Source organism: Rhodovibrio salinarum DSM 9154, from assembly GCF_000515255.1.
In the GTDB taxonomy this organism is placed as follows: Bacteria; Pseudomonadota; Alphaproteobacteria; order Kiloniellales; family Rhodovibrionaceae; genus Rhodovibrio; species Rhodovibrio salinarum.
Genome location: NZ_KI911559.1, coordinates 4138396 through 4162563 on the forward strand (window position 1 = coordinate 4138396; position 24168 = coordinate 4162563).

The following is a 24168-nucleotide window of genomic DNA, read 5'->3' on the forward strand; positions in this document are numbered from 1 at the left end:
CGGTTGAGACTGGCGGCGTTGGGGCGCGGGGAGACTTACCTTCGCCCTCACCTCACCTCGGAGCTTCCCTGGTTCTCGGAACCGGACGCAGCCGGCAAATCCGGGTCCAGGATGCCGCGGTTATAGACATAAAACACCGCCGCCTCGGTCCGGTTGGCCAGGCTCAGCTTGTGCAGCAGTGCCCGTAGAGCGGCCTTGACGCGCGCTTCCGAAATGCCGACGGCAAGCGCGATTTCCCGGTTCGACCAGCCGCGCCCCAGCATGCGCAGGATCTGCATGTCGAGCGTGCCCAGCGCCCGGGCCCGCTGCAGACGCTGGCTGGAGAAGGGGTTGCCCACACCCAGCTCACCGGGCATGGCGCAATAGCCCACCATCGCGCAGGCGATCACGTCGAACGCATGGTCCGCCTGGCCGTCGGCGAACAGAAACCCATCGGCCCGTACCAAAAATTCACTTGCGCTGAGCAATTCCGCACGCTCCAGCAGCGCCAGCACAACCGCCCGGCGGGCCGCCCTGTTCAGATCGTTCAGGTAGATTTCGTTGTAGAGCACATGGTCGAGGATGACGGCATCGACCTCATCCGGGCCAGCGCCCTGAAGGGTGCGCACCGGGTCGCCGCGCGACAGGCGGCACCGGGGGTCGTGGCGCAGGCTCATCGCAACTTGCTGCGCCAGCCCCTCGCGCAGCGTCACCAGCACGATTTCGAGCGGACGCTGTTCACCCTCGCCGAACCAGTCCCGACGGCGCGCCGGTTCGGTCCGCGCGCCCCGCCCAGACGACGCACGCTCCTCAGAGCTCGCCAACCCGGGCGGGCCATTGGTCCCTTGGCGGGGGGATTGCATACTTCAGACCTCCTGTCGGCCGGTCACCCGGTACTGCTCGCCCGGTACTACGCGACACGCGAGGTCCCCGCCCGCCAGTCGCTCACAGGGCACGCAAGCCCCATTCACGGAACGCGCCCAGACTGACTCTACTCAGATTTCCTGCGGTAGGCCGTCTGGCATTGGCATAGTCCACCGATTTTGAGGTATTAAACCTTTCGGGCGCATCTCCAGGCGGATACCCCGGTCACTGTGTTGCGGGAGTGTCCGAAACCTTGTGCGTGATCGCCCATACCGCGGCCTGGGTGCGGTTGGTGGCGTGGATCTTCCGCAGGATGTTGCGCAGATGGACCTTGATGGTCGCTTCGGTCAGGTTGTTTTCCTCGGCGATCTGCTTGTTCGACCGGCCAACCGCGAGGGAGGCCAGGATCTGGCGTTCCCGCTTGGATAGCTGCGCCGTCGCCGGGTCGGCCAGGTTTTGGTACACTTCCGGAACCGGCGTGGGGCTGCTGCCCATCCCGGGATCCTTCAGGAGTGCGCCGATCAGGCTGGCCGGAAACACCCGCTCACCCAACGCGACCAGATCTAAACATCCGGCCATCGCCTTACTGGAGATGTTCTTCATCAGACACCCATCCGCGCCGGCCAAGAAACAGGCCAAGGCGTCGTTTGGGGTCTCGGGGTCGGTAAACACGACGATGCGCGTTTCCGGGAAACGCGTGCGCGCAACCTCGAATTCGGTCGCGGGGGCTTCGGCGGTCGCGCTGGCGTCCAGCACGACGATGTCTGGCGTCTCGCCCCCACGCGCCATCTCCGCCAGGCCTTCGACCAACGTGCCTGCGGCGGCAACCACGTTGTAACCGGTATCTTCCAGAACCCGGCTCAACCCCTCTCGCCATAGCCGGTTCGGCTCCAGCAGAAGGATCCGCAAGTGGCGGCTCCCTGTCGTGTCCATCTAGATCATCCTTGATACCGCGGCGGGTCGGGTGGAGCGCGCCGCACGGGTTCCTGCCTGCCCTCTATTATGCGCCCGAGCCGCGCGGGCATTCGTTGATCCGGAGGCCTCCAATCCGCCATCCGGCAGACGCAACTAACCGCCTGAAGCGCGCGGTTCAGGCAGCATCGGTGCGCACCTTGCTATCATTGCGGCAAGCCCGCGTTAGCTGTCGACGGCGCGGGCGGCTAAACTCCAACGCACCCAGCTACGCCACTCATTCTTTTCGGCTGACAATCGATCGAGCCGGCCGTTAACCCTATCGTCGTAAAATGCGTGGATTCAGGGCGTCCCGCCGATACCCGGCGCCGGAGCATACAGCGCGCACAGGCCCTGCATGTCCTCCACATCGAGCCAGGTTGCGAGTGCCCGGCAGTAGTGCCCGCCGGCCCGCGAGGCAGCATCCGCGCTAACCTGTAAATAACGACACGCCGCGCAGGTCCCGAAGGCGCTTTGCCGCCGGGCGGCGGCGACCCAGCAGGTAACCCGCTCGACCGCCCGATCCATCTGACCCCGCAGCGTCTCGGGCAGGTTGGTCAACGCCTCGGTCAGCGCAACCGCCGGGTCCTGAGCAAGCTTCGCCCAACCAGCCTGGCTCAAGTCGATACGGGCACTGCGCGCGTCGCGGCCGAATCTGATGCGGACCAGATAGCCCTTGGATTCCAGGGCCTTCACCGTCTGCGATGCGGCCCCACGGGTGGTCACATTGTAGGCAGCGAACGCCGAGACAGTCCGGGAAAAGCGGTTGGCCTCAGCAAAATAGCGCAGAGCGGTCCACTGGTTGGCGGTCAAGCCTGCCGTGCCAGCCTCCGACTCGCTGAGACGGGCTAAATGCTTCAACGCCGCGGCCAGCGCCCGCGGAGACCGGGTGGGACGACTCGCCATGGCCAAAGCCTACGCGCGTCGATCCATATTGACAACGTGCATACGCGCTGGGATAGTTTTAGACTTAAACCATCCGCAGGACTAAGGAAACGGCGCCATGGTGCTCGATGGACCGTCCCACTGTGCCCTGTCCGTGATGACGCTGATCGCACTGGCGGGCCCCAACGGACCCCGCACCGCCAGGCAGATCGCTGCGGAGTTGGACCTGCCGCACGCCAGAGTTAACCGCGCTCTGCGCGATCTCACCGCCGCCCGGCTGCTGACCATTGACCTGGAGCCGGCACGGGTCGGCTACGCCGCCACGCGTCCCCCCTCCGGGATTACGATCGCCCAGATCATCGAAGCCGCCCACACACAGCAGATGTCGGCGCGCCGGGCCGGATGCGACAGAACCACCTCCGGCACTCTGGAAAACCGGGCTTTCAATGGCCATGAAACCACCGTCGAGTGGGCGCGGCGGGGCCTGCTCACCGCACTCGACCAGATTACCCTGTCCGACGTCCTCCACGCCCAATTCCGTCGGGTCAGCTTCTAGGCGGCAACAAGGCGCGGCTCAGTAGGCCGCGTAGGATTTTTCCTCCTTCAGGCGCGAGCCGGTCAGGTCGTTGATCTCGCGCTTCAGGTCCGCACGGCGGTCGTTCGTCTTGTAGACCGCACGGGCAAGCTCGATGAAGCGCGCACCAAAATCCTGGTTGCGCTCGTGCTCGCGGATCTCGTCCTCGATGTCCCAGAGTTGTTGGTTCACCGCGCGCAGACCATCAACCGCCTGATCGATCCCCGCATTCGACGGCAAATTGGCGTCGCGCGCGGCACGCAGCGTCTCCAATTCCGCCCGGACGTTGGCGAGCTTGCTCGGGTCGGTGAACTTGGCTTCCTTGATCTCCAGAATGGTGATCTTGTCCAGAAGTTCTCCGGCGGCGACCTCGACGGTGATGGCGGACGCACTCATCGGCTGGGCTGTCTCCTCGATTGTCGGTTGGCGGCGGAACCGTACAGGCTGCGCAAGTGCCGCGCGTGGCTTCTGCATACGCCCATGACACACCCGCGCTGATGAACCAAGTCAGAAGCACCGTCGTAGATCATTGTACGATTCAAGAACGGATCAAACGCATGCGTCTGGATCACCAACCATGAGCCTGAGCGACCGCGCCGTTGCGCCCGACACGCGCCTGCCCGCACGGGCATGGCGCGCGGCGGAGGCGTCGCTACTGTTCGTGGTCGCGCCGATCGTCCACGTGGCCTTTTTCGACATACTCGGCGTGTTCGCGCCGCTGGCGGTGGTGACGGCGGCCGGCGTGCTGCTGCTGGCAATCACCCCCGGCTGGCGCTGGCGCGAACTGGTCGCAGTCTCCAGCCTGCGCGGGCATGGCCGGCTGATCCTGGGATTCACGGTGGTGGCGGCGGGCGTGATCTTCGCGCTCGTGTTCGCGTTGATCCCGTATCGCCTGTTCGGCCTGCCGCGCCACATGCCGGAGACCTGGGCGCTGGTCATGGTGTTCTATCCGCTGGTCAGCGTGCTGGGCCAGGAACTGCTGTTCCGCCCGCTGTTCTTCCGGCGCTACGGCGACCTGTTCGCCGGCCCGGTTACCCTGGTGCTCGCCAACGCTGGCGTGTTCTCGCTCACCCACGCGTTTTACCAGAACTGGATCGCGCTGACGCTCACCTTCCTGGGCGGTCTGATCTTTGCCGAGGTGTACCGCCGCAGCCGTTCGTTCCCGCTGGTGTTCGTCCTGCACACGCTGGCCGGTCAACTGATCTTCACCAGCGGCCTGGGCGTCTATTTCTACCACGGGGCGATCCCGCAGTAGCCTACCCCCGCAACCGCTCTTCGAGCGCGGTCAGAAAGGCATGCACGCGGTCGGCGTTGACGCCGAGGTCGGAGATCCCGACCCGGCTTGCCGAGCGGACATCAACGCGCGTGCGCCCATCGTCTGTTTCGGTGATGCGCACGACGATGTCGTCCTTGAAGCCGAACCAGAAACTGGTCGCGGTCGCCTCGATCCGGCCCGCGGCCCGATCGGCCGTGTGCAGCGCCCAACCTTCGGCTTCGACCTGCCGGCGGGCGGCCTCGAACACGCTGTGCGGCGTCCGGTCGACCAGCAGCGGCGTGATCCAGGGATAGGCCTGCTGCTGCCGGGCCGCCGTATCGCCGCCCGGATAGGCCACCTCGTTCATCGCCGCCGCACGCTGGGGGACCACGGCCTGGAACTGCGGCGGCGTTTGCGTGTCGGTGGTGATGTCGTGGATCGCCGGGACACTGCTTGCCTGCTCCAGCAGGGACAGCGGGTAAGCGAGGATCGCCAGACCGACCAGAATGGCCGGTACCGCACGCAGGGCAAGCCGACCTTCCCGCTGCAGCGCCGCGCTCAACAGGCCGATCAGGCTCGCGACCGTGCCACCGGCGCATGCGACCACCGACCACTGCAGGATGGTGAAGCCCGCCTGGAAGCGCCACCAATCCCACCGGCTCCCCAGCCCCGAGAACGCCGCCGCGAGCCCTGCCAGGACGACCACCGCCGCGCCCAGGAAGATCAGGAACCCCGCGACATGAACGCGTCGCGGGTTGTGGTAGGCGGAATCGTCGGGCTGAGACATGGATCAGGTCCGGAAGATCAGTCTATGGAAGGGAAAATTCGCCGCCACGCTCTACCGCCGCCGCGCTCTACCAGTGTCTCAAGCGGCGGCTTCCGCGCGCTTGGCCTCGGCGCGGGCCCTCGCAGCCTCGACAAGGTCCCAGGCCTCGGCGATCCGCTCGGGCGGGGCATCGTCGGCCCGGGTGTGCTCGCTTAAATAGCGGCGGAAGTGGCGCGCGCCCGGTAAGCCGCTGGCCAAGCCCAGCATGTGCTGGGCAACACGCTTGACCTGCACGTCCGCCGCCTGCATCCGCCGGGCGTAGGCGACCATGGCGTCGACCACCTGCCGGCGATCCGCACTCGGTGCCGGGGTGCCGGCGAGCCAGGGATCAGCCTCAGCCAGCATCCAGGGATCGCCATAAGCCGCACGGCCGATCATCGCGCCGTCAATGCCGGCGTCGACCTCCGCACGCGCCCGCGCCAAAGTCTGAAGCCCCCCGTTCAAAATGATCTCGAGCTGCGGCCGGTCGGCCTTCAGCCTATGCACCCGGGCGTAGTCGAGCGGCGGCACCTCGCGGTTCTCCTTCGGGCTCAAACCCTGCAGCCAGGCCTTGCGGGCGTGCAGCGTGAACGAGGTCACGCCGGCCGACGCGACGTGGTCGACGAACGCGAGCAGATGCGCGTAGCTGTCGAGGTCGTCGACGCCGATCCGTGTCTTGACCGTGACCGGCAGGTCGCACGCGCTGCGCATCGCCGCACATGCGGCGCGCACCGTCTCCGGCTCCTTCAGCAGACAAGCCCCGAACCGCCCGGTCTGCACCCGGTCGGACGGGCAGCCGACGTTCAGGTTAACCTCGTCATACCCCCAGGCTTGAGCGATCTCTGCGGACCGCGCGAGCTCGTCGGCGTCGCTGCCCCCCAATTGCAGGGCGATCGGATGCTCGATCCCATCGAACCCCAGCAGCCGTTCGCGCGGGCCGTGCAGCACGGCCCCGGTGGTCACCATCTCGCTGTACAGTAGCGTGTGCCGGGAGATCTGCCGGACCAGATAGCGATAGTGCCGATCCGTGCAGTCCATCATCGGCGCCACCGACAGCCGGCGGTCTAACGGCGGACGTGCGGACAAGGGCTTAACGCTATGCTCGGCGGACACGGTCATGGTGCCTGTCGAGGTAGCGTTTAAGCCCACGCGGTACAAGCCTTGGGCACCGGGCTCGGCGGTTGCGAACGCGCACAAGCACCGAGCGCAGACAGGTGCGTTGCTCCGGCGCCGACCGCGCAGCTAGAGTGCACCGAGCACCCCGGCGCCAAGCAATCGCCGGGATATTAACCCCGCCTGACACAAACGAAGACCTCCCTTGCGCTATCAGTCCACCCGCGGCGACGCTCCCACGCTTGGCTTCGACGACGTGCTGCTGACCGGCCTGGCGCCGGACGGCGGGCTCTACCTGCCAGACCATTGGCCACAGCTGGACCGCGACAGGCTGCTTGGCTTTGCCGGCCGCCCCTATGCCGAGGTCGCGGCCGAGGTGATGCGCCCGTTCATGGCCGGCTCCGCGGCGGTGGAGGCGATCGACCGACTGTGCCGCGAAGCCTACGGCCGGTTCGCGCGCACGGGCACCTGTCCGCTGACACAGATCGACGAGGGCACTTGGCTGCTGGAGCTGTTCCACGGCCCGACGCTCGCCTTCAAGGACGTGGCGATGCAGCTCCTGGGCGATCTGTTCGACCATGTGCTGGCCGCACGCGGCGAGCGGATCACCATCGTCGGCGCGACCAGCGGCGACACCGGCTCCGCGGCGATCGAGGCCTGCCGCGACCGCGACAACGTCGACATCGTGATCCTGCACCCCAAAGGCCGGACCAGCGAGGTGCAGCGCCGGCAGATGACCACGGTGGACGCGGCCAACGTCCACAACGTGGCGGTCGAAGGCACGTTCGACGACTGCCAGGCGTTGGTGAAGGCGATGTTCGCCGACGAAGACTTCCGCCGCGACGTCGGGTTGGCGGCCGTCAACTCGATCAACTTCGCCCGCATCCTGGCGCAAACGGTCTACTACGTGACCAGCGCCGTTGCGCTCGGCGCGCCGGACCGCCCGGTGAGTTTCGCCGTGCCGACCGGCAACTTCGGCAACGTCTTCGCCGGGCACGCCGCGCGCAAGATGGGCGTGCCGATCGAGATGCTGACCGTCGCCTCCAACGCCAACGACATCCTGACCCGCTTTTTCGAGACGGGGCGCATGGAGACGCAGGGCGTGGTCGCCACCCATTCGCCGTCGATGGACATCCAGGTATCCAGCAACTTCGAGCGGCTGCTGTACGAGCTGATGGACGGCGACGGCCATGCGGTCGCGCGGGAGATGCAGCAGTTCAAGCAGACCGGCGCCTTCGCGCTGTCGCAGGGCCAACTGGGCCGGGCGCGTGCCGGCTTCGACGGATTCCGCCTGAACGATCCCGGCACGCTGGAGGAGGTGGCGCGGCAGTACGCCAACACGGGCCTGCTGATCGATCCGCACAGCGCGATCGGCCTGGCTGCCGCACGGGCACGCCGGCCGGACCCGCACGTCCCCACCGTGGCCCTGGCGACCGCGCACCCGGCGAAGTTCCCGGACGCCGTGGCACAGGCGACCGGCCAGCGCCCGTCCTTGCCAGACCGGCTGGCCGACCTGTACGACCGGCCGGAACACTATACCACCCTGCCGAACGAGCTGGCGCGCGTTGAAACGCATGTGCGCGCGGTCAGCCGCCGGGCGGGCGGCGACACGGCAGCTTCCCGCGTCGGCTGTTAGCGCATAGATTCACCTATCGTCACCAACCCCGCAGGCCCGCTTGCCATCGGCGCGGCCTGCGACCCGCCTTTGCGAAGGAGCTTCATGACCGACGACAGCGTGCGCATCACGCGCCTCGACAACGGGCTAACGATTGCCACCGACCACATCCCGCACGTCGAGACGGTGGCGCTCGGCGCCTTCGTCGGTGTGGGCACCCGCCACGAACGGGCTGCGGAGAATGGCGTTGCCCACCTGCTTGAACACATGGCCTTCAAGGGCACCGCAACACGCAGCGCGCGCGACATCGCCGAGGAGATCGAAGCGGTCGGCGGCCTGCTGAACGCCTATACCGGCCGGGAAAGCACCGCGTTCTATGCCAAGGTGCTGAAGGAGCACGCGCCGCTCGCGCTCGACATCATCTCCGACATCCTGCTCAACCCCGCGTTCGACGAACAGGAACTGAAGCGCGAACGGCAGGTGATCCTGCAGGAGATCGGGCAGGCGCATGACACGCCCGACGACATCATCTTCGATCACTTCCAGGAGACCGCCTTCCCCGACCAAGGGGTCGGCCGCCCGGTGCTGGGTCGGCCGGAGATCATCGCCGAGCTCGGCCCCGAAGACCTGCGCAGCTACATGCAGCGGCACTACGGTGCGGGGAACATGGTGATCTCGGCGGCCGGCAAGATCGATCATGACGCCTTCGTCGAGCTGGCCGCCAAGGCGTTCGACGGTCTTGGCCAGGTCGCGGCCGGATCGGCGGAGCCTGCATCCTACGTCGGCGGCGACTACCGCGAAGCGCGGGAGTTGGAGCAGGTCCACGTGATCCTGGGCTTGCCCGGCGTCGGCTACCGCGACCCGGACTACTACGCCAGCGCGGTGTTGGCGACGCTATTGGGCGGTGGCATGTCCTCGCGCCTGTTCCAGAAGCTGCGCGAGGAGCGCGGCCTGGTCTACACGGTGTTCTCCTTCCACAACGCCGCCAGCGACAGCGGGCTGTTCGGTGTCTATGCCGGCACCGGTGCGGACGAGGTCGCCGAGCTGATGCCGGTGGTCTGCGAAGAGATTGCCGACGTCGCGCACACCATCGGCGCCGAGGAACTGGACCGCGCGCGGGCGCAGCTGAAGGCCTCCATCCTGATGAGTCGGGAGAGCACCAGCGGGCGCTGCGAGCAACTGGCCAATAACCTGCTGGTGTATGGCCGCCCACTGGCGACACAAGAAATCGTCAACGCCATCGAAGCGGTCGACGCACCGCAGGTCCAGCGGCTGGCCGCGCGGCTAGCGGCGAGCCGACCGACCCTGACCAGCCTGGGCCCGGTGGCGCAGGTCGAACCGTTCGAAACCGTGGCCAAGCGGTTCGCGGCCTGAACGCCAGCGGGGAGAGGAGGCACGGCAACCCTGTGGCGATGGTGGCCTGATGCTGTCCCTGTTGAAACCGGGTACGCCCGAGGAACCGTTGCTGCGCTACGGCCGCATCTACCTGCGGCCCGCCCGGCACAGCGACTGGCGCGCCTGGGCCGCGCTGCGCCGGGACAGCCGCGACTTCCTGGAACCGTGGGAGCCGACCTGGCCGTACGACGCCCTATCGCGTGCTGCCTTTCGCCGGCGCCTGCAGCAGTACCGCACGGAGATGCGCAACGAAACCGGCTATGCCTTCCTGATCTTCCGCAAGCAGGACGATCACCTGCTCGGCGGGGTGTCGATGTCGAACATCCGCCGCGGCGTGGCGCAATCGGCCAGCCTGGGATACTGGATCGGCCAACCCTTTGCCCGTCACGGTTACATGGCAGAGGCGCTGCAAGCCGTGCTCTCGTTCAGCTTCGAGACGTTGGGCCTACACCGCGTCGAAGCGGCCTGTCTTCCCGCCAACAACGCTTCGCGCGGGCTACTCGCCAAGGCCGGCTTCACGGAAGAGGGTTATGCCCGCGAATATTTGCGTATCAATGGCATCTGGCAAGATCACGTACTGTTCGCCATCTTGCGTCACGATACACGTTGAAACACCCAGAAGCCTTAGAAGTCACACCTTTGGATTGAGGCTCTCTGCCAAACTTATTCTTTTGCACGCTTACCCGTTTGGGTCACGACAATGACCTAAAGTTGTCCCAACCTAAACAACAGGGACAATGCTTGTTTTCATTTCCAGTTCTGGCATCGTCTATGTTACCTGACAAGGGGCGTTATACAGAAGCGGCCGAAAAGATAACCTAAGATAATGAACAAGATATTCCTGACCCCGATGGCCGATGAAAACGACCCGGAAGATCCTCAACACGCGGAACTGTTCCCGCAGGGCACGCAGATCGCCATGCCTGCCTGTGGGCGCGTGCAGGACCTGGCCAGCGACGTCGTCGGGGAAGTCATGCGTGCCTGTCCACGCTGCACAGGTACCGGTCCAGATTGCCTGATCGACCTGATGTACGCCGAGGCCTTTCCGAGCCAGAAACGGCACTAAACGCAACGCGTACCGCAACCGGCACACCACGGACCTGAACCAAAGGCCCGATGCACCACATGCGCCCGGCAAACGTGCGGCTGCCGAGAGCGTCAATCCACCATATAACGCGACGCGCTAGGCGTGGCCGAAATGGCCGGTGAGGCTGAACGGGTCGAAGCCAAGCTTGCCGATCGCCCGCTGCCACTTGTCTTCCAGGTCGGTGTCGAAGATCAGCTGTTCGTCCGGATCAACGTGCAGCCAGCCGTTCGCCTGAATCTCCTGGTCGAGCTGACCGGGACCCCAGCCGGCATAGCCGAGCGCCAGCAGGCTGCGCCGCGGCCCCTGCCCGCCAGCCATGTCGCGCAGGATATCGACGGTCGCCGTCAGCGCGATCTGGGAATCCACCTCCATCGAGCTGTCCTGGCGATAGTCGGTGGAGTGCAGAACGAATCCCCGGCCGGTTTCGACCGGCCCCCCAAAGTGAACGCGGATCTGGTCCGAGACGTCGGCATTGTCGATACCGAGTTGTTCCAGCATCTCCGGAAAGGTGATCTGGTCGACCAACTTGTTGATCATCAGTCCCATGGCTCCGTCTTCGCCGTGGGCGCAAACGTAGATCACCGCACGTTCGAAACGCGGATCGCTCATGTTCGGCATGGCCACCAGCAGATGACCCGCCAGGCTGTTCTCGCTGCTTTCGACGTTGTTCGCGCTGGTCTTGCTATCCGTCATCGCTCGACGTCCGTCCGTGACTGTTGGCCCCTCAGATCCGTCCGCCGCACCGTCAGCTTGCGCCCTCCAACCACGGGCCGCAAGGTGTCAGGTGATGCACTTTCGGGGCGACGCAAGGCCACGGCATCGTGACCTGACGGCGGGCTCCAATCATCCTATATAGGCGCTATCGCCACGAGTTTAACGCCTGCTGAGACACCCTTGTTCGCACGTCCGTACACCAAAACGCCCGCAGCCTCGAACGGGAGAGCCATCAGCCGCCAGACGCGGCCACACGCCAGCGTGTTGGCGCTACTGGCAGTCGCCGCCGCGTGGCTGGCCTGCGCGGCACCAGTCGCAGCCGCCAGCAGCGATTGGGCCAACAACGAACAAGGCCGCGTGCGCCTGATCTCGGCCAGCCAGGGAACCGGTGGCCAGAGCGACCTCCGGCTCGGCCTGCAGTTCAACATGGCCAAGGGGTGGAAGATCTACTGGCGCTCTCCGGGGGAAGCCGGCTACCCGCCGCAGGTCGACTGGAGCGGTTCGGAGAATCTCGCCGATGCCGAAATCCGCTGGCCGGTGCCGCACCGCTTTCAACTGTTCGGGCTGCAGACCTTCGGCTACGGCGGGGAGGTCGTGCTGCCGGTCGACGCGGTCGCCAAGGACCCTGCCAAGCCGGTGCGGGTGCACGCCAAGCTCGACTACCTGACCTGCGCGGAAATCTGCGTCCCGCGTAAGGCAACGCTGGCGATGACGCTGCCCGCAGACACCGGCGGTCCCAGCCAGCAAGCGCACCTGATCGACCGATTCCGATCCCAGGTGCCGGGAGAAGGGGCGGCCGCCGGCCTCGCGCTCACCGCTGTCGACCTGGTGGCCGACAGCAAGCAACCCGTGCTCGAGCTGACGGCCAGCGCCCAACCGCCGTTCGAAGCGCCGGACGCGGTCGTCGAGGGACTGCCGGAGACCAAGTTCGCCAAGCCGGAGGTGACGTTGACCGCAGACGGCCGGGACGCCGTGCTGCGGCTGACCGGGCAACGCGGCAAGCTGGCCGAAGGCACGCTTGCCGGCAAAACGGTGACGATCACGCTGTTCGACGGCAATCGCGGGCTGGAGCGTGAGCTCACGCTGGGCGAGGAGATCGGCGCCGGTGCGCCCGGAGCGCCGGCCGCCTCGAACGGCGGCGGGCTCAGTTGGAGCGGCCCGGGGGTCAGCCCCACCGACTTCGTCGGCATCCTGGGGCTCGCGGTGCTGGGCGGGCTGGTTCTGAACCTGATGCCGTGCGTGCTGCCCGTGCTGTCGCTGAAGCTACTCAGCGTCGTCGGCCAGGGCGGCCGGGAGCGCCGGCACGTGCGCCAGTCCTTCCTCGCCTCCGCGGCAGGGATCGTCGCGTGCTTCCTGCTGCTGGCCGCGGGCGCGGCAGCGCTCAAGGCCGCCGGCATGGCGGTGGGCTGGGGCGTGCAGTTCCAGCAACCGCTGTTCCTGGTGGCGCTGACGCTGATCCTGACGCTGTTCGCCTGCAACCTGTTCGGCCTGTTCGAGGTACGCCTGCCCGGCCGCCTCAACGACGCGCTGGCGCGCGCCGGCAGCGGTGCGGGCGATCCCAGCCACCGCGAAGGACTGGCCGGCCATTTCGCCACCGGCATGTTCGCGACCCTGCTGGCGACCCCTTGTTCCGCTCCGTTCCTGGGCACGGCGATCGGCTTCGCGCTGTCGCGTGGGTTGCTGGAAATCCTGGCGATCTTCCTGGCACTCGGAATCGGGTTAGCACTGCCCTACCTGGCGGTCGCCGCCGTCCCGTCGCTGGCGGCGAGCCTGCCGCGCCCCGGGCAGTGGATGGTCACGGTACGTCGTATCCTAGGCGTCGCGCTGGCGGGCACGGCCGTCTGGCTGCTGACCGTGCTGGCCGCGCAGGACGGACAGGTCACCGCACTGGTCGTCACTGGATTGATGATCGCCCTGGGCGGGCTGATCGCGCTGCGCCTGAAACTGGCCGGGACGCTGCGCAAGGCGGTCCCGGCCGGGGCGGCGATGCTGGCCCTGGCGGCTTTCGCCGCGCCCGTCGCCCTGCCTGGGTCCACGGATGCCGGCAACCGCGATAAGGCCGGCGCCGCGCAACAGGACAGTGCCGACTGGCGCCCGCTGGACGTGGCGGCGATCGATCGAATGGTCGATGACGGCAAGGTGGTGTTCGTCGATGTGACCGCCGACTGGTGTATCACCTGCCAGGTCAACAAGAAGCTGGTGATCGATAGCGATCGGGTGCAGCAACGCCTGAATCAGCCACAGGTCGTGCGCATGCGTGGCGACTGGACCGAGCCGTCCGACCGGATCGCCAACTATCTCGCCAGTTTCGGGCGGTACGGCATCCCATTCAATGCGGTCTATGGTCCGGGGGCACCGGACGGCCTCGTGCTGCCCGAATTGCTCAGCAAATCCGCGGTGATGGATGCGATCGCCCAGGCGAAGGACCAACAGACTGCCGCGCGCTGAACGGCCGTGATGCCTGCGACTGTCCGCGACGGCCACGCCCCTATCCAAAAGACCGCCGGACCGACCTTTTCGTGGGTCCAGGGCTCTCCTATGTTAGCGCCAGATACCCGACCCTCCGGTGCGGTTTCTGGCGCATAGCCGCTGGCGACCCACCGACGACGGCCGCACGCCGGCCGGAAAGCCATCGAAGCAAAGGGGATGAATGAGATGATCAAAGTGGGTGACGAGCTTCCAGACGCGACCCTGCGTAAGCTGGGCCAGGACGGCATCGACGAGGTCACCGCGAAAGACTTCTTCAAGGGACGCAAGGTGGCGCTGATCGGCGTGCCCGGCGCCTACACCCCAACCTGCTCGAACGAGCACCTGCCGGGCTTTGTCGAGAAGGCCAAGCAATTCCACGACAAGGGCGTGGATGAGGTCGCCTGCATGTCGGTGAACGACCCCTTCGTCCTCAAGGCCTGGGGCGAGCATAGCAACGTCGGTGACAGCGTGACCCTGCTGTCGGACGGCAATGCGGAACTGACGCAGAAAATGGGCCTGGAATTCGACGGCAGTGGCGCCGGCCTCGGCACCCGGTGCAAGCGCTTCGCGATGCTGGTCGACAACGGCGTGGTCAAGGCTCTGAACGTCGAGGACAGCCCAGGCTCCGTCGAGGTCACCAACGCCGACAAACTGCTCGCGGAGCTGTAGCCCCCACAGCGATTGATCGCCGGACGTCTGCTGGCCAGTTCCGCAGGCCAAGACGGATAAGGCCGGCAAATACGACTGCGCGCAGCCTACCAACGCCCCTTGGTCCCCGAAGCTCCGCCGCTTGGCGATCCAGGGACCAAGGGGCGGTTACGTTTTAGGCACGCTGAATTTTTTGATTGACCGCACGTCCCTCGGCTCTTGTTTGATGGTGCGCACAAGCAAGGCGTCGGGCCGCTTTTCTTATTCGACCTGATGATTTCTGCACCCTTGCGCGATCACGGCGCCAAACATGAGTCTAGCGCTGAATCTCCCGTCGACCCGCCAAACGGTAAATAAATAATTAACAAAAATAACCCTGCATTCAAGGCAAGCCTTCGCTGTTCTTAACCTCTCTTTGACAATACTATTGCTAGTTGCTTTTTCAGCGCATTCACAGTACCGTCATTTCGTACTGAGTTGCTGGGAACCGGTGTCAGCTTGGCTGGCCGAGGAAGGGAGAGAGGCGGTGGCCGACAAGCCAGTCTCACCGCAGGAAGCGCGCAGGCTGCTTGCGCGGCATCTTGAAAATCTGCGAGAGGCCCCCGGGGCCGCCGCCCGAGCGCAGACAGCGCGCGATGTGGCCAGTGGGCTGAATTCGGGCCACCTGTCGGAGTCCGAAAGCCAGCTCGCGCTGAACATCCTGGAAATGCTGATCTACGACACGGCGACCGCGGTACGCGCGGCGGTTGCCTCCGAACTCGCGCACTCCCCCGCCCTTCCGGAGACCTGGGCGCGGGAACTGGCCTGCGACGTTTCCGAAGTCGCCGTGCCGGTGCTGCGGTACGCCCAGACCCTGTCGGACAACGACCTCATCGCGATCATCGAGTATGCCGAGGCTGAGAAGCTCCAGGTGATCAGCCAGCGCGACCAGGTCAGCCAGCGGGTCAGCGGAGCGCTGATCGAACAGGGCGACCAGGCCACGGTAACGCACCTACTGAACAACGACGGGGCCGAGATCGCCAAACGCTCGCTGGGCTGGGCGCTGTCGCGCTTCCGAAACAGCGAGGACGTGCATCGCGGACTGCTGAACCGGCAACTGCCGCCCCGGGTCCTGGTGGCGCTCGTCAACTGTGCCAGCGAGGATCTGCGGCGCGAGTTGCTGCAACGTCAGGACCTCTCGGCGGCGGTGCGCGACAATGTCATGGCGCTGGGCGAGGAAGCCGCGCTGCACGTCGTGCTCGCTGGCAAGGAAAGCGACGACCCCGCGGAGACCGTGAACACGCTGGTGCAAAGCGGCAAGCTGACCGACCGGCTGTTGCTGCGGGTGCTGCTGGAAGGCCAATTTACGCTGTTTGTGCACGGCCTGGCGGCGCGGGCCGGCGATGCTTACGAAGACGCGGCCCGCAAAATAGAAGCCGGCGATGCCTTTGCCCGCAGCGGCCTCTACCGCGAGGCCGGGATCGCCGAGCGTCTGTTCAATGCCTTTAACGCGGCCTGTTCGGCAGCCCAGCCTTATCTGAAAAGTGGCCGTGCGCTCGACGATGCCTTCCGGGCGAAGGCAATCAACAACATCCGCGCGAGCTATCCGGCCATCACTGGGGATTCCCTCGCAGCGGTCTTGAGCGGCCTGTCCAAGACCACCGCCAGCGCCTGGTAAACGACTTCAGAACATTGCAAATCCGCGTCGAGGCCCCTCCAGATAGGGGTTTTCGGCGTGGACGTCGTTCTTGCCCGGCGCATAGCCCCATAATGCCGCGCGCAACGGTCCCGCCGCCACACGGCTGGGGTGTCGGGCGGCTAGTCGCTCTTGAACAGGCTCTCCGCCCCCTGCATGTAGGCGCGCTTGCGCTGGGCGACCTCGCGGACTTGGTCCAGTTCCCGTTCCAGCTTGCCGGCGTAGGCATCCAGTTCCTCGACCGACAAATCATTGAGCGGTCGCGGTTGATCCAGCCGGACGCTCGGCTCCTCGTCATCACGCATGGCCTGTCTCCTGTCGTCTCGACCGCGCTGGCGCTTGCCCTCGGCGCGCGAGGATACTAGAGCGGTCGGCGCGAGGCGAGAGCCCTGCCGCACAGCCAGGAGAACGCTGATGGCCGACCTGCCGCAGACAATGACCGCGATCGAGATTCCGCAGTCCGGCGGTCCTGAGGTGCTAACCCCGACCGAACGCCCGGTGCCCACACCCGGCCACGACGACGTGCTGATCCGCGTCGAGGCCGCGGGCGTCAACCGGCCCGATGTGATGCAGCGCCAGGGCGGCTACCCGCCGCCGGAGGGCGCCAGCGACATCCCTGGTCTGGAGATCGCGGGCGAAATCGCCGCGCTCGGCGCGAACGCGGGCGACTGGCAGATCGGCGACAAGGTGACGGCGCTCGTCACCGGCGGAGGCTACGCGCAGTACTGCACCGCGCCAGCCGCGCAATGCCTGCCCTGGCCGGCCGGCTTCGACGCCGTGCATGCCGCCGCGATCCCCGAGACATACTTCACCGTCTACTCCAACGTGTTCGACCGCGGCCAGCTGAAGGCCGGGGAATCGTTCCTGGTTCATGGCGGCTCAAGCGGGATCGGCACGACAGCGATCCAGTTGGCGCACGCGTTCGGGGCGCGCGTCTTCACGACCGCCGGCACGCCGAAGAAGTGCCGTGCCTGCACGGAGCTGGGGGCCGACCGGGCAATCAACTACCGCGAGGAAGACTTCGTCGAGGTCGTGAAGAGCCAGACGCAAGGCGGCGTCAACCTGATCCTGGACATGGTCGCCGGCGATTATATCCCGCGCGACATCAAGGCGCTGGCGCCGGAAGGCCGGCTTGTCTTCATCGCCTTCCTGGGCGGGCCGAAGGCGGAGGTCAACTTCGCCCCGGTCATGCTGAAACGCCTGACCATCACCGGTTCAACGCTGCGCGCACGGGAAGTCGCCTTCAAGGCCGACGTGGCGCGGAAACTGCACCGCCACGTCTGGCCCCTGCTGGAGCAGGGTCGCACCAAGGTGCTCGTCCATCAGACCTTTCCGCTCGAAAAGGCGGGGGACGCCCATGCCCTGATGGAAAGCTCGACCCATATCGGCAAGATCGTACTCACAATGTGAGCGCGCGTGTCAGAACGATCACGGGTATCATGGCGATCCTGTGACCTGCCTTTTATCGCGCTTGGTGCATTCCCACCTCTTGAGTGCAGTGAAAGGCTAAGACACGAAGGAGAAGCGATACGATGGCTGAAAGCAAGGACCAGTACAAAGAGCAGCTGAAAGCCAAGATCGACGAATGGAACGCGGAAATCGATAAGCTCCGCGACAAGGCCGATCAGGCAACGGCCCAGGCACGCGAGCAGTACGAAGAGCAGATCGATAAGCTGCGCAAGCAGCAGCAGCAGATGCAGGAGCAGCTCGACACCTTGCGTCGGTCGAGTGAAAGTGCCTGGAACGACGTGAAGAAGGGCATCGACAGCGCCTGGGACAACATGGACAAGGCGGTCAGGGATGCCTGGAGCCGTTTCCGCTAAGCGTTCGGCTAGGCTGTAAAATCAGCCACCGGCGACGGGATCGCAAATTCCCGCCGCCGGTGGCGCGGATCGGCCTTTCTTGCGCGTCCGTTCGCCCTTATATTTGCAACCGGTCACCCGGACATGCCGATGGTGCCGAAGTCGCTCGTGCTGGACGCACGGGCGCTTTTTGGCGTTGACGGCCGCTGAAGCGAGAGGCAACGGCCGCGCGCCGATCGGTTATCGGCCGCACCAAACCGCAAGATGCGCGCCTCTAAGGCGCTCGCGCGCGCTTGGCGTGCGGGATGCTATGGTCGCGCAAGGAGGACGAACGAAATGGCTCAGCCGTTGATGCCCAAAGCCACCGCCGTGTGGTTGGTGGAAAACACCGCGCTTACCTTCGACCAGATCGCCCAGTTCTGCGGCCTGCACCCGCTGGAGGTGCAAGGCATCGCCGACGGCGAGGTCGCCACCGGCATCAAGGGCATGGACCCGATCGCCAACGCCGAGGTGACGCGCGAGGAGATCGAGCGCTGCCAGAAGAACCCCAGCGCCAAGCTGCAGCCCGCGAAAAGCGACTTGCCGAAACCGGTCTCGCGCACCAAGGGGCCGAAATACACCCCAATCGCCAAGCGCCAGGACAAGCCGGACGGCATCGCCTGGATCCTGCGCAACCATCCTGAGGTGAAGGACGCGCAGATCTGCCGGCTGATCGGCACGACCAAGAACACCATCCAGGCGATCCGCGACCGTACGCACTGGAACTCCCCCAACATCCGCCAGCGCGATCCCGTCCTGCTGGGTCTGTGCACGCAGTCCGAACTGAACGAAACGATCGAAACCGCGCGCCGCCAACAAGCCCGCAAGCCGGGCGAGAAACAGGACGCCACGGCCGAGACCGGCGCCGAGACGGCCGCGCAACCGAACGACGACATCCCGGGAGGCGGCGGCGAGGACTACTGAGCCGCGCCCGCCACGGACGGTCGCCTGGAGCACGAAAACGGCGCGATCCGATAGGGTCGCGCCGTTTTCGTATTGAAGGGCCTTCGGCGGGCGGCACGATCTTCAGCACCGCGCCCCATTGGCTCTACGGTCGTCCACCAAGCTCTTGTGCGCGCAAGCTCGGACAAGCGCAGCTTGTCGCTAAGCCTCCTCCGGCGGCGGAACCGTGTAGTTCAGCGCGAGCCGGCCGCCGTCGGGGTAGAGGCACTGGCCGGTCATGTAGCTGGAATCTTCGCTCGCCAGGAACACCGCGACCTTGGCGACCTCATCCGGTTCGCCCAGCCGGCCCATCGGCGTTCGGGACATCAGGCCACGCCATTTTTCCGGGTCGGCGTTCACTTGGCGCACCATATCCGTGCCGATCGACCCCGGCCCGATCGCGTTGGCGCGGATGCCGTGCGGCGCCAGTGCCAGGGATTCCGCCTTGGTCAGTTGATTGATCCCACCCTTGGCCGTGACGTAGGGCGTGATCTGCGGAATCGCGAGCACCGCGTTGACCGAGGACATGTTGATCAGCGTGCCGCCGCCGCCCTGCGCCACCATCTGCTTGGCCGCCGCCTGGCCCAGCAGGAAAACGCCCTTCAGATTGACACGGATCACCCGGTCGAAGTCTTCCTCGGTCAACTCCAGAAACTCGCTGACCGCGACCAGGGCGGCGTTCGCAACGGCCGTGTCGACCCGGCCGTACAGCTCGACGGTCTTGGCGATCAGCGCATCCACCGACGCCTTGTCGCCGGCGTCACAGTGGACATAAGCGGCCTCGCCGCCCGCCTGCCGGATCGCCTCGGCCGCCTGCTCGCCCTCTTGGTCCAGCACATCGGCGAGCACGACCTTCGCGCCTTCCCGCGCGAACCGCTCGGCAATCGCCTGCCCGATCCCACGTGCGGCCCCGGTGATGACGGCGACTTTGTTCTCCAGGCGCATGACGTTGGCTCTCCCTCAGACTGATCGAACAGATACAGACGGCCGGCGTGACGGGAACACCGGATGACGGCTTGAGCATCTTGTCTGCCGAGGGCCGGAGCGTACACCCCTACGCGCGCCGCCCCAGCCAGCATCGAGACATCGGAAAGGCAGGGGCATGCGCGAAGACGTCATCATCCCTATGACCGCGCACATCCCCCAGCTGTTCACGCCCCGCGCCAGGGACCCTGCGAGCGGTTATCCGGGACCTGGGACTGCAGGCTGTCCACCAGGCTCAGGCGGGCCGCCGCCTCGCGCTGGCGCGCCCAAGCGCGCAACAAGAGGCGCAACCCGACAAGCAGGCGGCGGGGACGGCCCGAGCGTTTTCGGCGACGGCGACGCGGCATGGTTAGATTCGAAAGCCCAGGTCCTGCAGGGACAGCTTGATTTCGTCCAGGATCGCCGGATCGTCGATGGTCGGCGGCACCTCGATCTGCTCGCCATCGGCCATCTTGCGCATGGTAGCGCGCAGGATCTTGCCCGAGCGGGTCTTGGGCAGGCGGCTGACCACGGCGACGTGACGGAACGCGGCCACGGGACCGATCTCGTCACGCACCCGCTGCACGCATTCCTTCTGGATATCAGCGTTCGCACGGTCGACACCAGCGGCCAGCACGACAAGGCCGACCGGCAACTGTCCCTTGAGTTCATCGCGCACGCCAACCACCGCGCACTCGGCGACGTCCGGATGCTCCGCCAGCACCTCCTCGACCGCGCCGGTGGAAAGGCGGTGACCGGCGACGTTGATGACATCGTCGGTCCGGCCCATCACGAACAGATAGCCGTCCTCGTCGAAGAAGCCGGCATCGCCGGTTCGGTAATAGCCGGGGAAAGCCTCCAGGTAGGCCTGATGATACCGATCGCGCGCCTGCCACAGGGTAGGCAGCGCCCCCGGCGGCAGCGGCAACTTGCAGACGATTGCGCCGATCTTGCCGCGCGGCATCTCCTGGCCCTCGCCGTCCAGGACGCGGACGTCCCAGCCCGGTACCGGCACGGTCGGCGAGCCGGCCTTCACCTGGAACTGTTCGAGCCCCATCGGGTTGGCGGCGATCGCCCAGCCGGTTTCGGTCTGCCACCAGTGGTCGATCACCGGCACGTTCAGCTTGTTCTGCGCCCAGTACAGCGTGTCCGGGTCGCACCGCTCGCCCGCCAGGAACAGGGTGCGGAACTGCGGCATGTCGTAATCGCCGATCCGCTTGCCGTTGGGGTCCTGCTGGCGGATCGCGCGGAAGGCCGTGGGCGCAGTGAACAGCGAGACGACGCCGTGATCCCGGATCACCCGCCAGAAGGTACCGGCATCGGGCGTGCCGACCGGCTTGCCCTCGAACATCACGGTGGTGTTGCCGTTCAACAGCGGGCCGTAGACGATGTAGGAGTGGCCGACCACCCAACCGACGTCGGAGGCGGTCCACCAGACCTCACCCGGGTCGACGTTATAGACCGTCTTCATCGACCAGGTCAGAGCGACCGCGTGGCCGCCGTTGTCGCGCACGATGCCCTTGGGCTGACCGGTGGTGCCCGAAGTGTAGAGGATGTAGAGCGGATCGGTCGCCGCGATGCTGACGCAGTCGGCGGGGGTCGCCGTGGCCATCGCGTCGTCCCAATCGACATCGCGCCCCGGCGTCAGGTCGCAGCGCTGCGTATCGCGCTGCTTGACGATCACCGTCTCCGGCGCATGCGTGGCTTCCTCCAGCGCGTGCTCGTAAAGCGGCTTGTAGTCCACGATCCGGCCCGGCTCGATGCCGCAGGAGGCGGTTACCATCACCTTCGGCTGCGCGTCGTTGAAACGCTTGGCCAGCTCATGACCGGCGAACCCACCGAACACGACGGAGTGCACCGCGCCCAAACGCGCACAGGCGAGCATGGCGATCGCGGCTTCCGGAATCATCGGCATGTAGATGATCACCCGGTCGCCATGGCCCACGCCCTGGGCCTTCAGCACGCCGGCGAAGCGCGCGACCGCGTCGCGCAGCTCGGCGAAGGTGTACTTGGCGACCTGCCCCGTGACCGGACTGTCCCAGATCAGCGCCAACTGCGCCGCGCGCCCGTTTTCGACGTGGCGGTCAAGGCAGTTGTAAGCGGTGTTCAGCCGGCCACCGGTGAACCAGCGATAGTAGGGAGCATCGCTGTCGTCCAGGACCTTGTCCCAGCGCTTGTCCCAGGCGACCCCTTCGGCCGCCTCCGCCCAGAAGCCGTTCGGATCGTCCAGGGAGCGGCGGAAGGTCTGCTTGTAGTCGCCCATTGCGATACCCCCGTTCGTGTCGTTTTGTCCGGGCCGCGGTCGGTCGGCCTGCTTTTTGTTCATCGGCCAGCATGCGCCATGCCGACCGGCCGTTCAAATCCCGACGTTGGCCTTGCGCGAAAACCATACCGGGCCGACCGCCGACGGCCTTGACGTGGCTCAAGGCAAGCGCGCGTACTCGCGTTGCGCGATCAATCCGAAAACCGGTTCGGCCCACCCCTGGCCGCGCCGCAAACGACGAGCGGGAGGTTTCGAGCAGGCATGAGCGCGGACACCATCTACGAGCGGCATCTGGACAAGACGCCGGCAAACTACGTGCCGCTGACGCCGCTGTCGTTCCTCAAGCGCACGGCCCAGGTCTACCCGGACCACACCGCGATCCGCCACGGCGATTGGTCCTACAGCTGGCGCGAGGCGTACGTCCGCTGCCGCCGGCTCGCCTCCGCGTTGCATCAGCGCGGGATCGGGGTTGGCGATACGGTCGCTGTGATGGCGCCCAACATCCCAGCGATGTGGGAGGCGCACTTTGGCGTGCCGATGACGGGCGCGGTGCTGAACGCGCTTAACGTTCGGCTGGACGCAGCGACGATCGCCTACATTCTGGACCACGGCGAGGCATCGCTCTTGATCACCGACACCGAGTTCGCGCCCACGATCCAGGCTGCGCTCGAGCAAATCGACCGGGATATCCCGGTGGTCGACATCGCCGATCCTCAGGCGGCTAAGCCCGGTGCGCGCCTGGGGTCCATCGAATACGAAGACTTCCTGGCCGGCGGCGATCCCGAGTTCGACTGGCGGATGCCCGAGGACGAGTGGGAGGCGATCACCCTCAACTACACCTCCGGCACCACCGGCAACCCGAAAGGCGTCGTCTACCACCACCGCGGGGCCTATCTGAACGCGGTCGGCAATGTGCTCACCTGGTCGATGGGCGGCCAGCCGGTCTACCTCTGGACCCTGCCGATGTTCCACTGCAACGGCTGGTGCTTCCCCTGGACGGTCGCCGCGATGGCGGGCACCAGTGTCTGCCTGCGCCAGGTGGCGGCCAAGCCGATCTACGACGCGATCGCGGACAAGGGCGTTACTCACCTGTGCGGCGCACCGATCGTGATGCAGATGCTGCTGAACGCCGGCGATGACGAAAAGCGCGACCTGCCACACACCGTCAACGTCATGACCGCCGCGGCCCCGCCGCCAGCCTCGGTCCTCGAACGGATGGAGGGCGAAGGCTTCAAGGTAACCCACGTCTACGGCCTGACGGAGGTCTATGGACCCGCCGTCACCTGTGCCTGGCATAACGACTGGAACGCGCTGCCGATGACGGAGCAGGCCGAGAAGAAGGCCCGTCAAGGCGTCGCCTATCCGGTCCAGGAGGGCGTCATCGTCGCCGACCAGGAAACGATGGAACCACTCCCCTGGGACGGGAAGTCGTTGGGCGAAGTGCTGATGCGCGGCAACGTCGTGATGAAGGGCTACCTGAAGAACCCGGAAGCGACCGACAAGGCGTTCGCCGGCGGCTGGTACCATACCGGCGACCTCGGCGTGACCGAGCCGGACGGCTACATCGCGCTCAAGGACCGCTCGAAGGACATCATCATCTCCGGCGGCGAGAACATCTCGTCGATCGAGGTCGAGAACGTCCTCTACAAGCACCCGGGGGTCACCGCCTGCTCGGTCGTCGCGATGCCGAGCGAGCAATGGGGCGAAACGCCGTGTGCCTTCGTCGAGCTGGCCGACGGCTATGAAGCCACCACGGCCGACGAGTTGATCGCCTTCGCCCGCGAAAACATGGCGAAGTTCAAGGCGCCACGGCACATCGTGTTCGAGGAGCTGCCCCAGACCTCGACCGGCAAGATCCAGAAGTTCCAGCTGCGCGAACGCGCGAAGGAGATCGCGCGGGGTGAGGGGTGAGGGGTGAGGGCTAAGCCCTGGCCCCGCCTGACAGCGAGTCCGGATCGGTCGCGCCGGGCGCTCACGGTTTCGTATGCAGGCGATCTGCGTCGTAACCGCGCGCAGGCGCGCTCGCGTGCAGGCGTCAGCGCGAAAGTCTTGAGGGGACTCCCTGTCCCGCCCTTGCCCTGCGCCCAAGGCTTCCGCTAAGACGCAGGCTTTCAAGCCGCAATATCTCGC

Annotated in this window: 23 protein-coding genes; 13 read left to right on the forward strand and 10 right to left on the reverse strand. The window is 66.2% G+C overall.

Going from position 1 to position 24168, the window contains the following annotated elements; genetic code table 11:
- Positions 1-47 precede the first annotated feature (47 nt).
- The 3 genes from RHOSA_RS24530 to RHOSA_RS23805 all read right to left on the reverse strand — a co-directional run bounded on the left by RHOSA_RS24530 (position 48) and on the right by RHOSA_RS23805 (position 2700).
- On the reverse strand, positions 48-842 hold the full coding sequence (locus RHOSA_RS24530) for a response regulator transcription factor (protein ID WP_027289925.1): 795 nt from the start codon (positions 840-842) through the stop codon (positions 48-50).
- A gap of 226 nt (positions 843-1068) precedes the next feature.
- Complete coding sequence (locus RHOSA_RS0119205) at positions 1069-1776, reverse strand: LuxR C-terminal-related transcriptional regulator (RefSeq protein WP_027289926.1); 708 nt, start codon at positions 1774-1776, stop codon at positions 1069-1071.
- Between the two features lie 321 nt (positions 1777-2097).
- Positions 2098-2700 (reverse strand): MarR family winged helix-turn-helix transcriptional regulator, encoded by a 603-nt coding sequence (locus tag RHOSA_RS23805; protein WP_156092860.1) that lies wholly within the window; start codon positions 2698-2700, stop codon positions 2098-2100.
- Between the two features lie 97 nt (positions 2701-2797).
- On the opposite strand from RHOSA_RS23805, the gene RHOSA_RS0119215 reads away from it, so the two are divergent.
- Positions 2798-3235 (forward strand): Rrf2 family transcriptional regulator, encoded by a 438-nt coding sequence (locus tag RHOSA_RS0119215; RefSeq protein ID WP_027289927.1) that lies wholly within the window; start codon positions 2798-2800, stop codon positions 3233-3235.
- An 18-nt stretch (positions 3236-3253) separates the two neighbouring features.
- Here the strand turns inward: RHOSA_RS0119215 and RHOSA_RS0119220 are convergent, their stop codons facing one another.
- Positions 3254-3649 (reverse strand): DUF6165 family protein, encoded by a 396-nt coding sequence (locus tag RHOSA_RS0119220; RefSeq protein ID WP_027289928.1) that lies wholly within the window; start codon positions 3647-3649, stop codon positions 3254-3256.
- Positions 3650-3830: 181 nt separating this feature from the next.
- Here RHOSA_RS0119220 and RHOSA_RS0119225 point away from each other — a divergent pair, with 181 nt between their 5' ends.
- On the forward strand, positions 3831-4508 hold the full coding sequence (locus RHOSA_RS0119225; RefSeq protein ID WP_081728872.1) for a CPBP family intramembrane glutamic endopeptidase: 678 nt from the start codon (positions 3831-3833) through the stop codon (positions 4506-4508).
- Position 4509: 1 nt separating this feature from the next.
- Here RHOSA_RS0119225 and RHOSA_RS23810 read toward each other — a convergent pair whose 3' ends face one another.
- Together RHOSA_RS23810 and dusA are read right to left on the reverse strand one after the other, a co-directional pair.
- Positions 4510-5295, reverse strand: coding sequence for a DUF1499 domain-containing protein (locus RHOSA_RS23810; RefSeq protein ID WP_037256686.1), 786 nt, complete (start codon positions 5293-5295; stop codon positions 4510-4512).
- Positions 5296-5373: 78 nt separating this feature from the next.
- Entirely contained in the window at positions 5374-6432 is a 1059-nt protein-coding gene (gene dusA / locus RHOSA_RS0119235; protein ID WP_081728873.1) for a tRNA dihydrouridine(20/20a) synthase DusA, read from the reverse strand.
- Positions 6433-6631: 199 nt separating this feature from the next.
- Between dusA and thrC the strand changes: the two genes are divergently transcribed.
- From thrC to RHOSA_RS0119255, 4 genes are all read left to right on the forward strand, one after another.
- The gene (gene thrC / locus RHOSA_RS0119240) at positions 6632-8062 is read left to right on the forward strand and encodes a threonine synthase (RefSeq protein ID WP_027289931.1); all 1431 of its coding nucleotides are present in this window, start codon (positions 6632-6634) and stop codon (positions 8060-8062) included.
- 84 nt (positions 8063-8146) lie between these two features.
- Entirely contained in the window at positions 8147-9415 is a 1269-nt protein-coding gene (locus RHOSA_RS0119245) for a M16 family metallopeptidase (RefSeq protein WP_037256688.1), read from the forward strand.
- 49 nt (positions 9416-9464) lie between these two features.
- The gene (locus RHOSA_RS0119250) at positions 9465-10046 is read left to right on the forward strand and encodes a GNAT family N-acetyltransferase (RefSeq protein ID WP_027289933.1); all 582 of its coding nucleotides are present in this window, start codon (positions 9465-9467) and stop codon (positions 10044-10046) included.
- A 216-nt stretch (positions 10047-10262) separates the two neighbouring features.
- Positions 10263-10502, forward strand: a complete 240-nt coding sequence (locus RHOSA_RS0119255) for a hypothetical protein (RefSeq protein WP_027289934.1) — start codon at positions 10263-10265, stop codon at positions 10500-10502.
- A gap of 117 nt (positions 10503-10619) precedes the next feature.
- Here the strand turns inward: RHOSA_RS0119255 and RHOSA_RS0119260 are convergent, their stop codons facing one another.
- The gene (locus tag RHOSA_RS0119260) at positions 10620-11216 is read right to left on the reverse strand and encodes a YqgE/AlgH family protein (RefSeq protein WP_027289935.1); all 597 of its coding nucleotides are present in this window, start codon (positions 11214-11216) and stop codon (positions 10620-10622) included.
- A 282-nt stretch (positions 11217-11498) separates the two neighbouring features.
- Between RHOSA_RS0119260 and RHOSA_RS0119265 the strand changes: the two genes are divergently transcribed.
- From RHOSA_RS0119265 to RHOSA_RS0119275, 3 genes are all read left to right on the forward strand, one after another.
- Positions 11499-13685, forward strand: coding sequence for a protein-disulfide reductase DsbD family protein (locus tag RHOSA_RS0119265; protein ID WP_437123681.1), 2187 nt, complete (start codon positions 11499-11501; stop codon positions 13683-13685).
- Positions 13686-13892: 207 nt separating this feature from the next.
- A complete protein-coding gene (locus RHOSA_RS0119270; RefSeq protein WP_037259226.1) occupies positions 13893-14375 on the forward strand; it encodes a peroxiredoxin in 483 nt (160 codons plus the stop codon).
- Between the two features lie 505 nt (positions 14376-14880).
- A complete protein-coding gene (locus RHOSA_RS0119275; RefSeq protein WP_027289938.1) occupies positions 14881-16011 on the forward strand; it encodes a DUF2336 domain-containing protein in 1131 nt (376 codons plus the stop codon).
- Positions 16012-16151: 140 nt separating this feature from the next.
- Here RHOSA_RS0119275 and RHOSA_RS23815 read toward each other — a convergent pair whose 3' ends face one another.
- Positions 16152-16334: a DUF1192 family protein gene (locus RHOSA_RS23815; protein WP_037256691.1), complete on the reverse strand. Its 183-nt coding sequence runs from the start codon at positions 16332-16334 to the stop codon at positions 16152-16154.
- A 109-nt stretch (positions 16335-16443) separates the two neighbouring features.
- On the opposite strand from RHOSA_RS23815, the gene RHOSA_RS0119285 reads away from it, so the two are divergent.
- The 3 genes from RHOSA_RS0119285 to RHOSA_RS23820 all read left to right on the forward strand — a co-directional run bounded on the left by RHOSA_RS0119285 (position 16444) and on the right by RHOSA_RS23820 (position 18794).
- The gene (locus RHOSA_RS0119285) at positions 16444-17439 is read left to right on the forward strand and encodes an NAD(P)H-quinone oxidoreductase (RefSeq protein ID WP_037256693.1); all 996 of its coding nucleotides are present in this window, start codon (positions 16444-16446) and stop codon (positions 17437-17439) included.
- A gap of 122 nt (positions 17440-17561) precedes the next feature.
- On the forward strand, positions 17562-17852 hold the full coding sequence (locus tag RHOSA_RS0119290; protein WP_027289940.1) for a sll1863 family stress response protein: 291 nt from the start codon (positions 17562-17564) through the stop codon (positions 17850-17852).
- Positions 17853-18167: 315 nt separating this feature from the next.
- Positions 18168-18794, forward strand: a complete 627-nt coding sequence (locus RHOSA_RS23820; RefSeq protein ID WP_081728874.1) for a DUF1013 domain-containing protein — start codon at positions 18168-18170, stop codon at positions 18792-18794.
- Between the two features lie 180 nt (positions 18795-18974).
- On the opposite strand, the gene RHOSA_RS0119300 is transcribed toward RHOSA_RS23820, so the two are convergent.
- Entirely contained in the window at positions 18975-19757 is a 783-nt protein-coding gene (locus tag RHOSA_RS0119300; RefSeq protein WP_027289941.1) for an SDR family NAD(P)-dependent oxidoreductase, read from the reverse strand.
- A gap of 388 nt (positions 19758-20145) precedes the next feature.
- A complete protein-coding gene (locus RHOSA_RS0119305) occupies positions 20146-22101 on the reverse strand; it encodes a propionyl-CoA synthetase (protein ID WP_081728875.1) in 1956 nt (651 codons plus the stop codon).
- Between the two features lie 198 nt (positions 22102-22299).
- Here RHOSA_RS0119305 and RHOSA_RS0119310 point away from each other — a divergent pair, with 198 nt between their 5' ends.
- Positions 22300-23949, forward strand: a complete 1650-nt coding sequence (locus tag RHOSA_RS0119310) for an acyl-CoA synthetase (protein ID WP_027289943.1) — start codon at positions 22300-22302, stop codon at positions 23947-23949.
- Positions 23950-24168: the final 219 nt, after the last annotated feature.

Excerpts from the sequence above, each read along its gene's own strand:
- dusA (WP_081728873.1), bottom strand. The coding sequence starts at position 6,432 with ATGACCGTGTCCGCCGAGCATAGCGTTAAGCCCTTGTCCGCACGTCCG.
- RHOSA_RS0119225 (WP_081728872.1), top strand. The coding sequence starts at position 3,831 with ATGAGCCTGAGCGACCGCGCCGTTGCGCCCGACACGCGCCTGCCCGCA.
- RHOSA_RS24530 (WP_027289925.1), bottom strand. The coding sequence starts at position 842 with ATGCAATCCCCCCGCCAAGGGACCAATGGCCCGCCCGGGTTGGCGAGC.
- RHOSA_RS23810 (WP_037256686.1), bottom strand. The coding sequence starts at position 5,295 with ATGTCTCAGCCCGACGATTCCGCCTACCACAACCCGCGACGCGTTCAT.
- RHOSA_RS0119220 (WP_027289928.1), bottom strand. The coding sequence starts at position 3,649 with ATGAGTGCGTCCGCCATCACCGTCGAGGTCGCCGCCGGAGAACTTCTG.
- RHOSA_RS23815 (WP_037256691.1), bottom strand. The coding sequence starts at position 16,334 with ATGCGTGATGACGAGGAGCCGAGCGTCCGGCTGGATCAACCGCGACCG.
- RHOSA_RS0119290 (WP_027289940.1), top strand. The coding sequence starts at position 17,562 with ATGGCTGAAAGCAAGGACCAGTACAAAGAGCAGCTGAAAGCCAAGATC.
- RHOSA_RS0119270 (WP_037259226.1), top strand. The coding sequence starts at position 13,893 with ATGATCAAAGTGGGTGACGAGCTTCCAGACGCGACCCTGCGTAAGCTG.
- RHOSA_RS0119205 (WP_027289926.1), bottom strand. The coding sequence starts at position 1,776 with ATGGACACGACAGGGAGCCGCCACTTGCGGATCCTTCTGCTGGAGCCG.
- RHOSA_RS0119285 (WP_037256693.1), top strand. The coding sequence starts at position 16,444 with ATGGCCGACCTGCCGCAGACAATGACCGCGATCGAGATTCCGCAGTCC.
- RHOSA_RS0119250 (WP_027289933.1), top strand. The coding sequence starts at position 9,465 with ATGCTGTCCCTGTTGAAACCGGGTACGCCCGAGGAACCGTTGCTGCGC.
- RHOSA_RS23820 (WP_081728874.1), top strand. The coding sequence starts at position 18,168 with ATGGCTCAGCCGTTGATGCCCAAAGCCACCGCCGTGTGGTTGGTGGAA.
- RHOSA_RS23805 (WP_156092860.1), bottom strand. The coding sequence starts at position 2,700 with ATGGCGAGTCGTCCCACCCGGTCTCCGCGGGCGCTGGCCGCGGCGTTG.
- RHOSA_RS0119245 (WP_037256688.1), top strand. The coding sequence starts at position 8,147 with ATGACCGACGACAGCGTGCGCATCACGCGCCTCGACAACGGGCTAACG.
- RHOSA_RS0119260 (WP_027289935.1), bottom strand. The coding sequence starts at position 11,216 with ATGACGGATAGCAAGACCAGCGCGAACAACGTCGAAAGCAGCGAGAAC.
- RHOSA_RS0119310 (WP_027289943.1), top strand. The coding sequence starts at position 22,300 with ATGAGCGCGGACACCATCTACGAGCGGCATCTGGACAAGACGCCGGCA.
- RHOSA_RS0119255 (WP_027289934.1), top strand. The coding sequence starts at position 10,263 with ATGAACAAGATATTCCTGACCCCGATGGCCGATGAAAACGACCCGGAA.
- RHOSA_RS0119305 (WP_081728875.1), bottom strand. The coding sequence starts at position 22,101 with ATGAACAAAAAGCAGGCCGACCGACCGCGGCCCGGACAAAACGACACG.
- RHOSA_RS0119215 (WP_027289927.1), top strand. The coding sequence starts at position 2,798 with ATGGTGCTCGATGGACCGTCCCACTGTGCCCTGTCCGTGATGACGCTG.
- RHOSA_RS0119300 (WP_027289941.1), bottom strand. The coding sequence starts at position 19,757 with ATGCGCCTGGAGAACAAAGTCGCCGTCATCACCGGGGCCGCACGTGGG.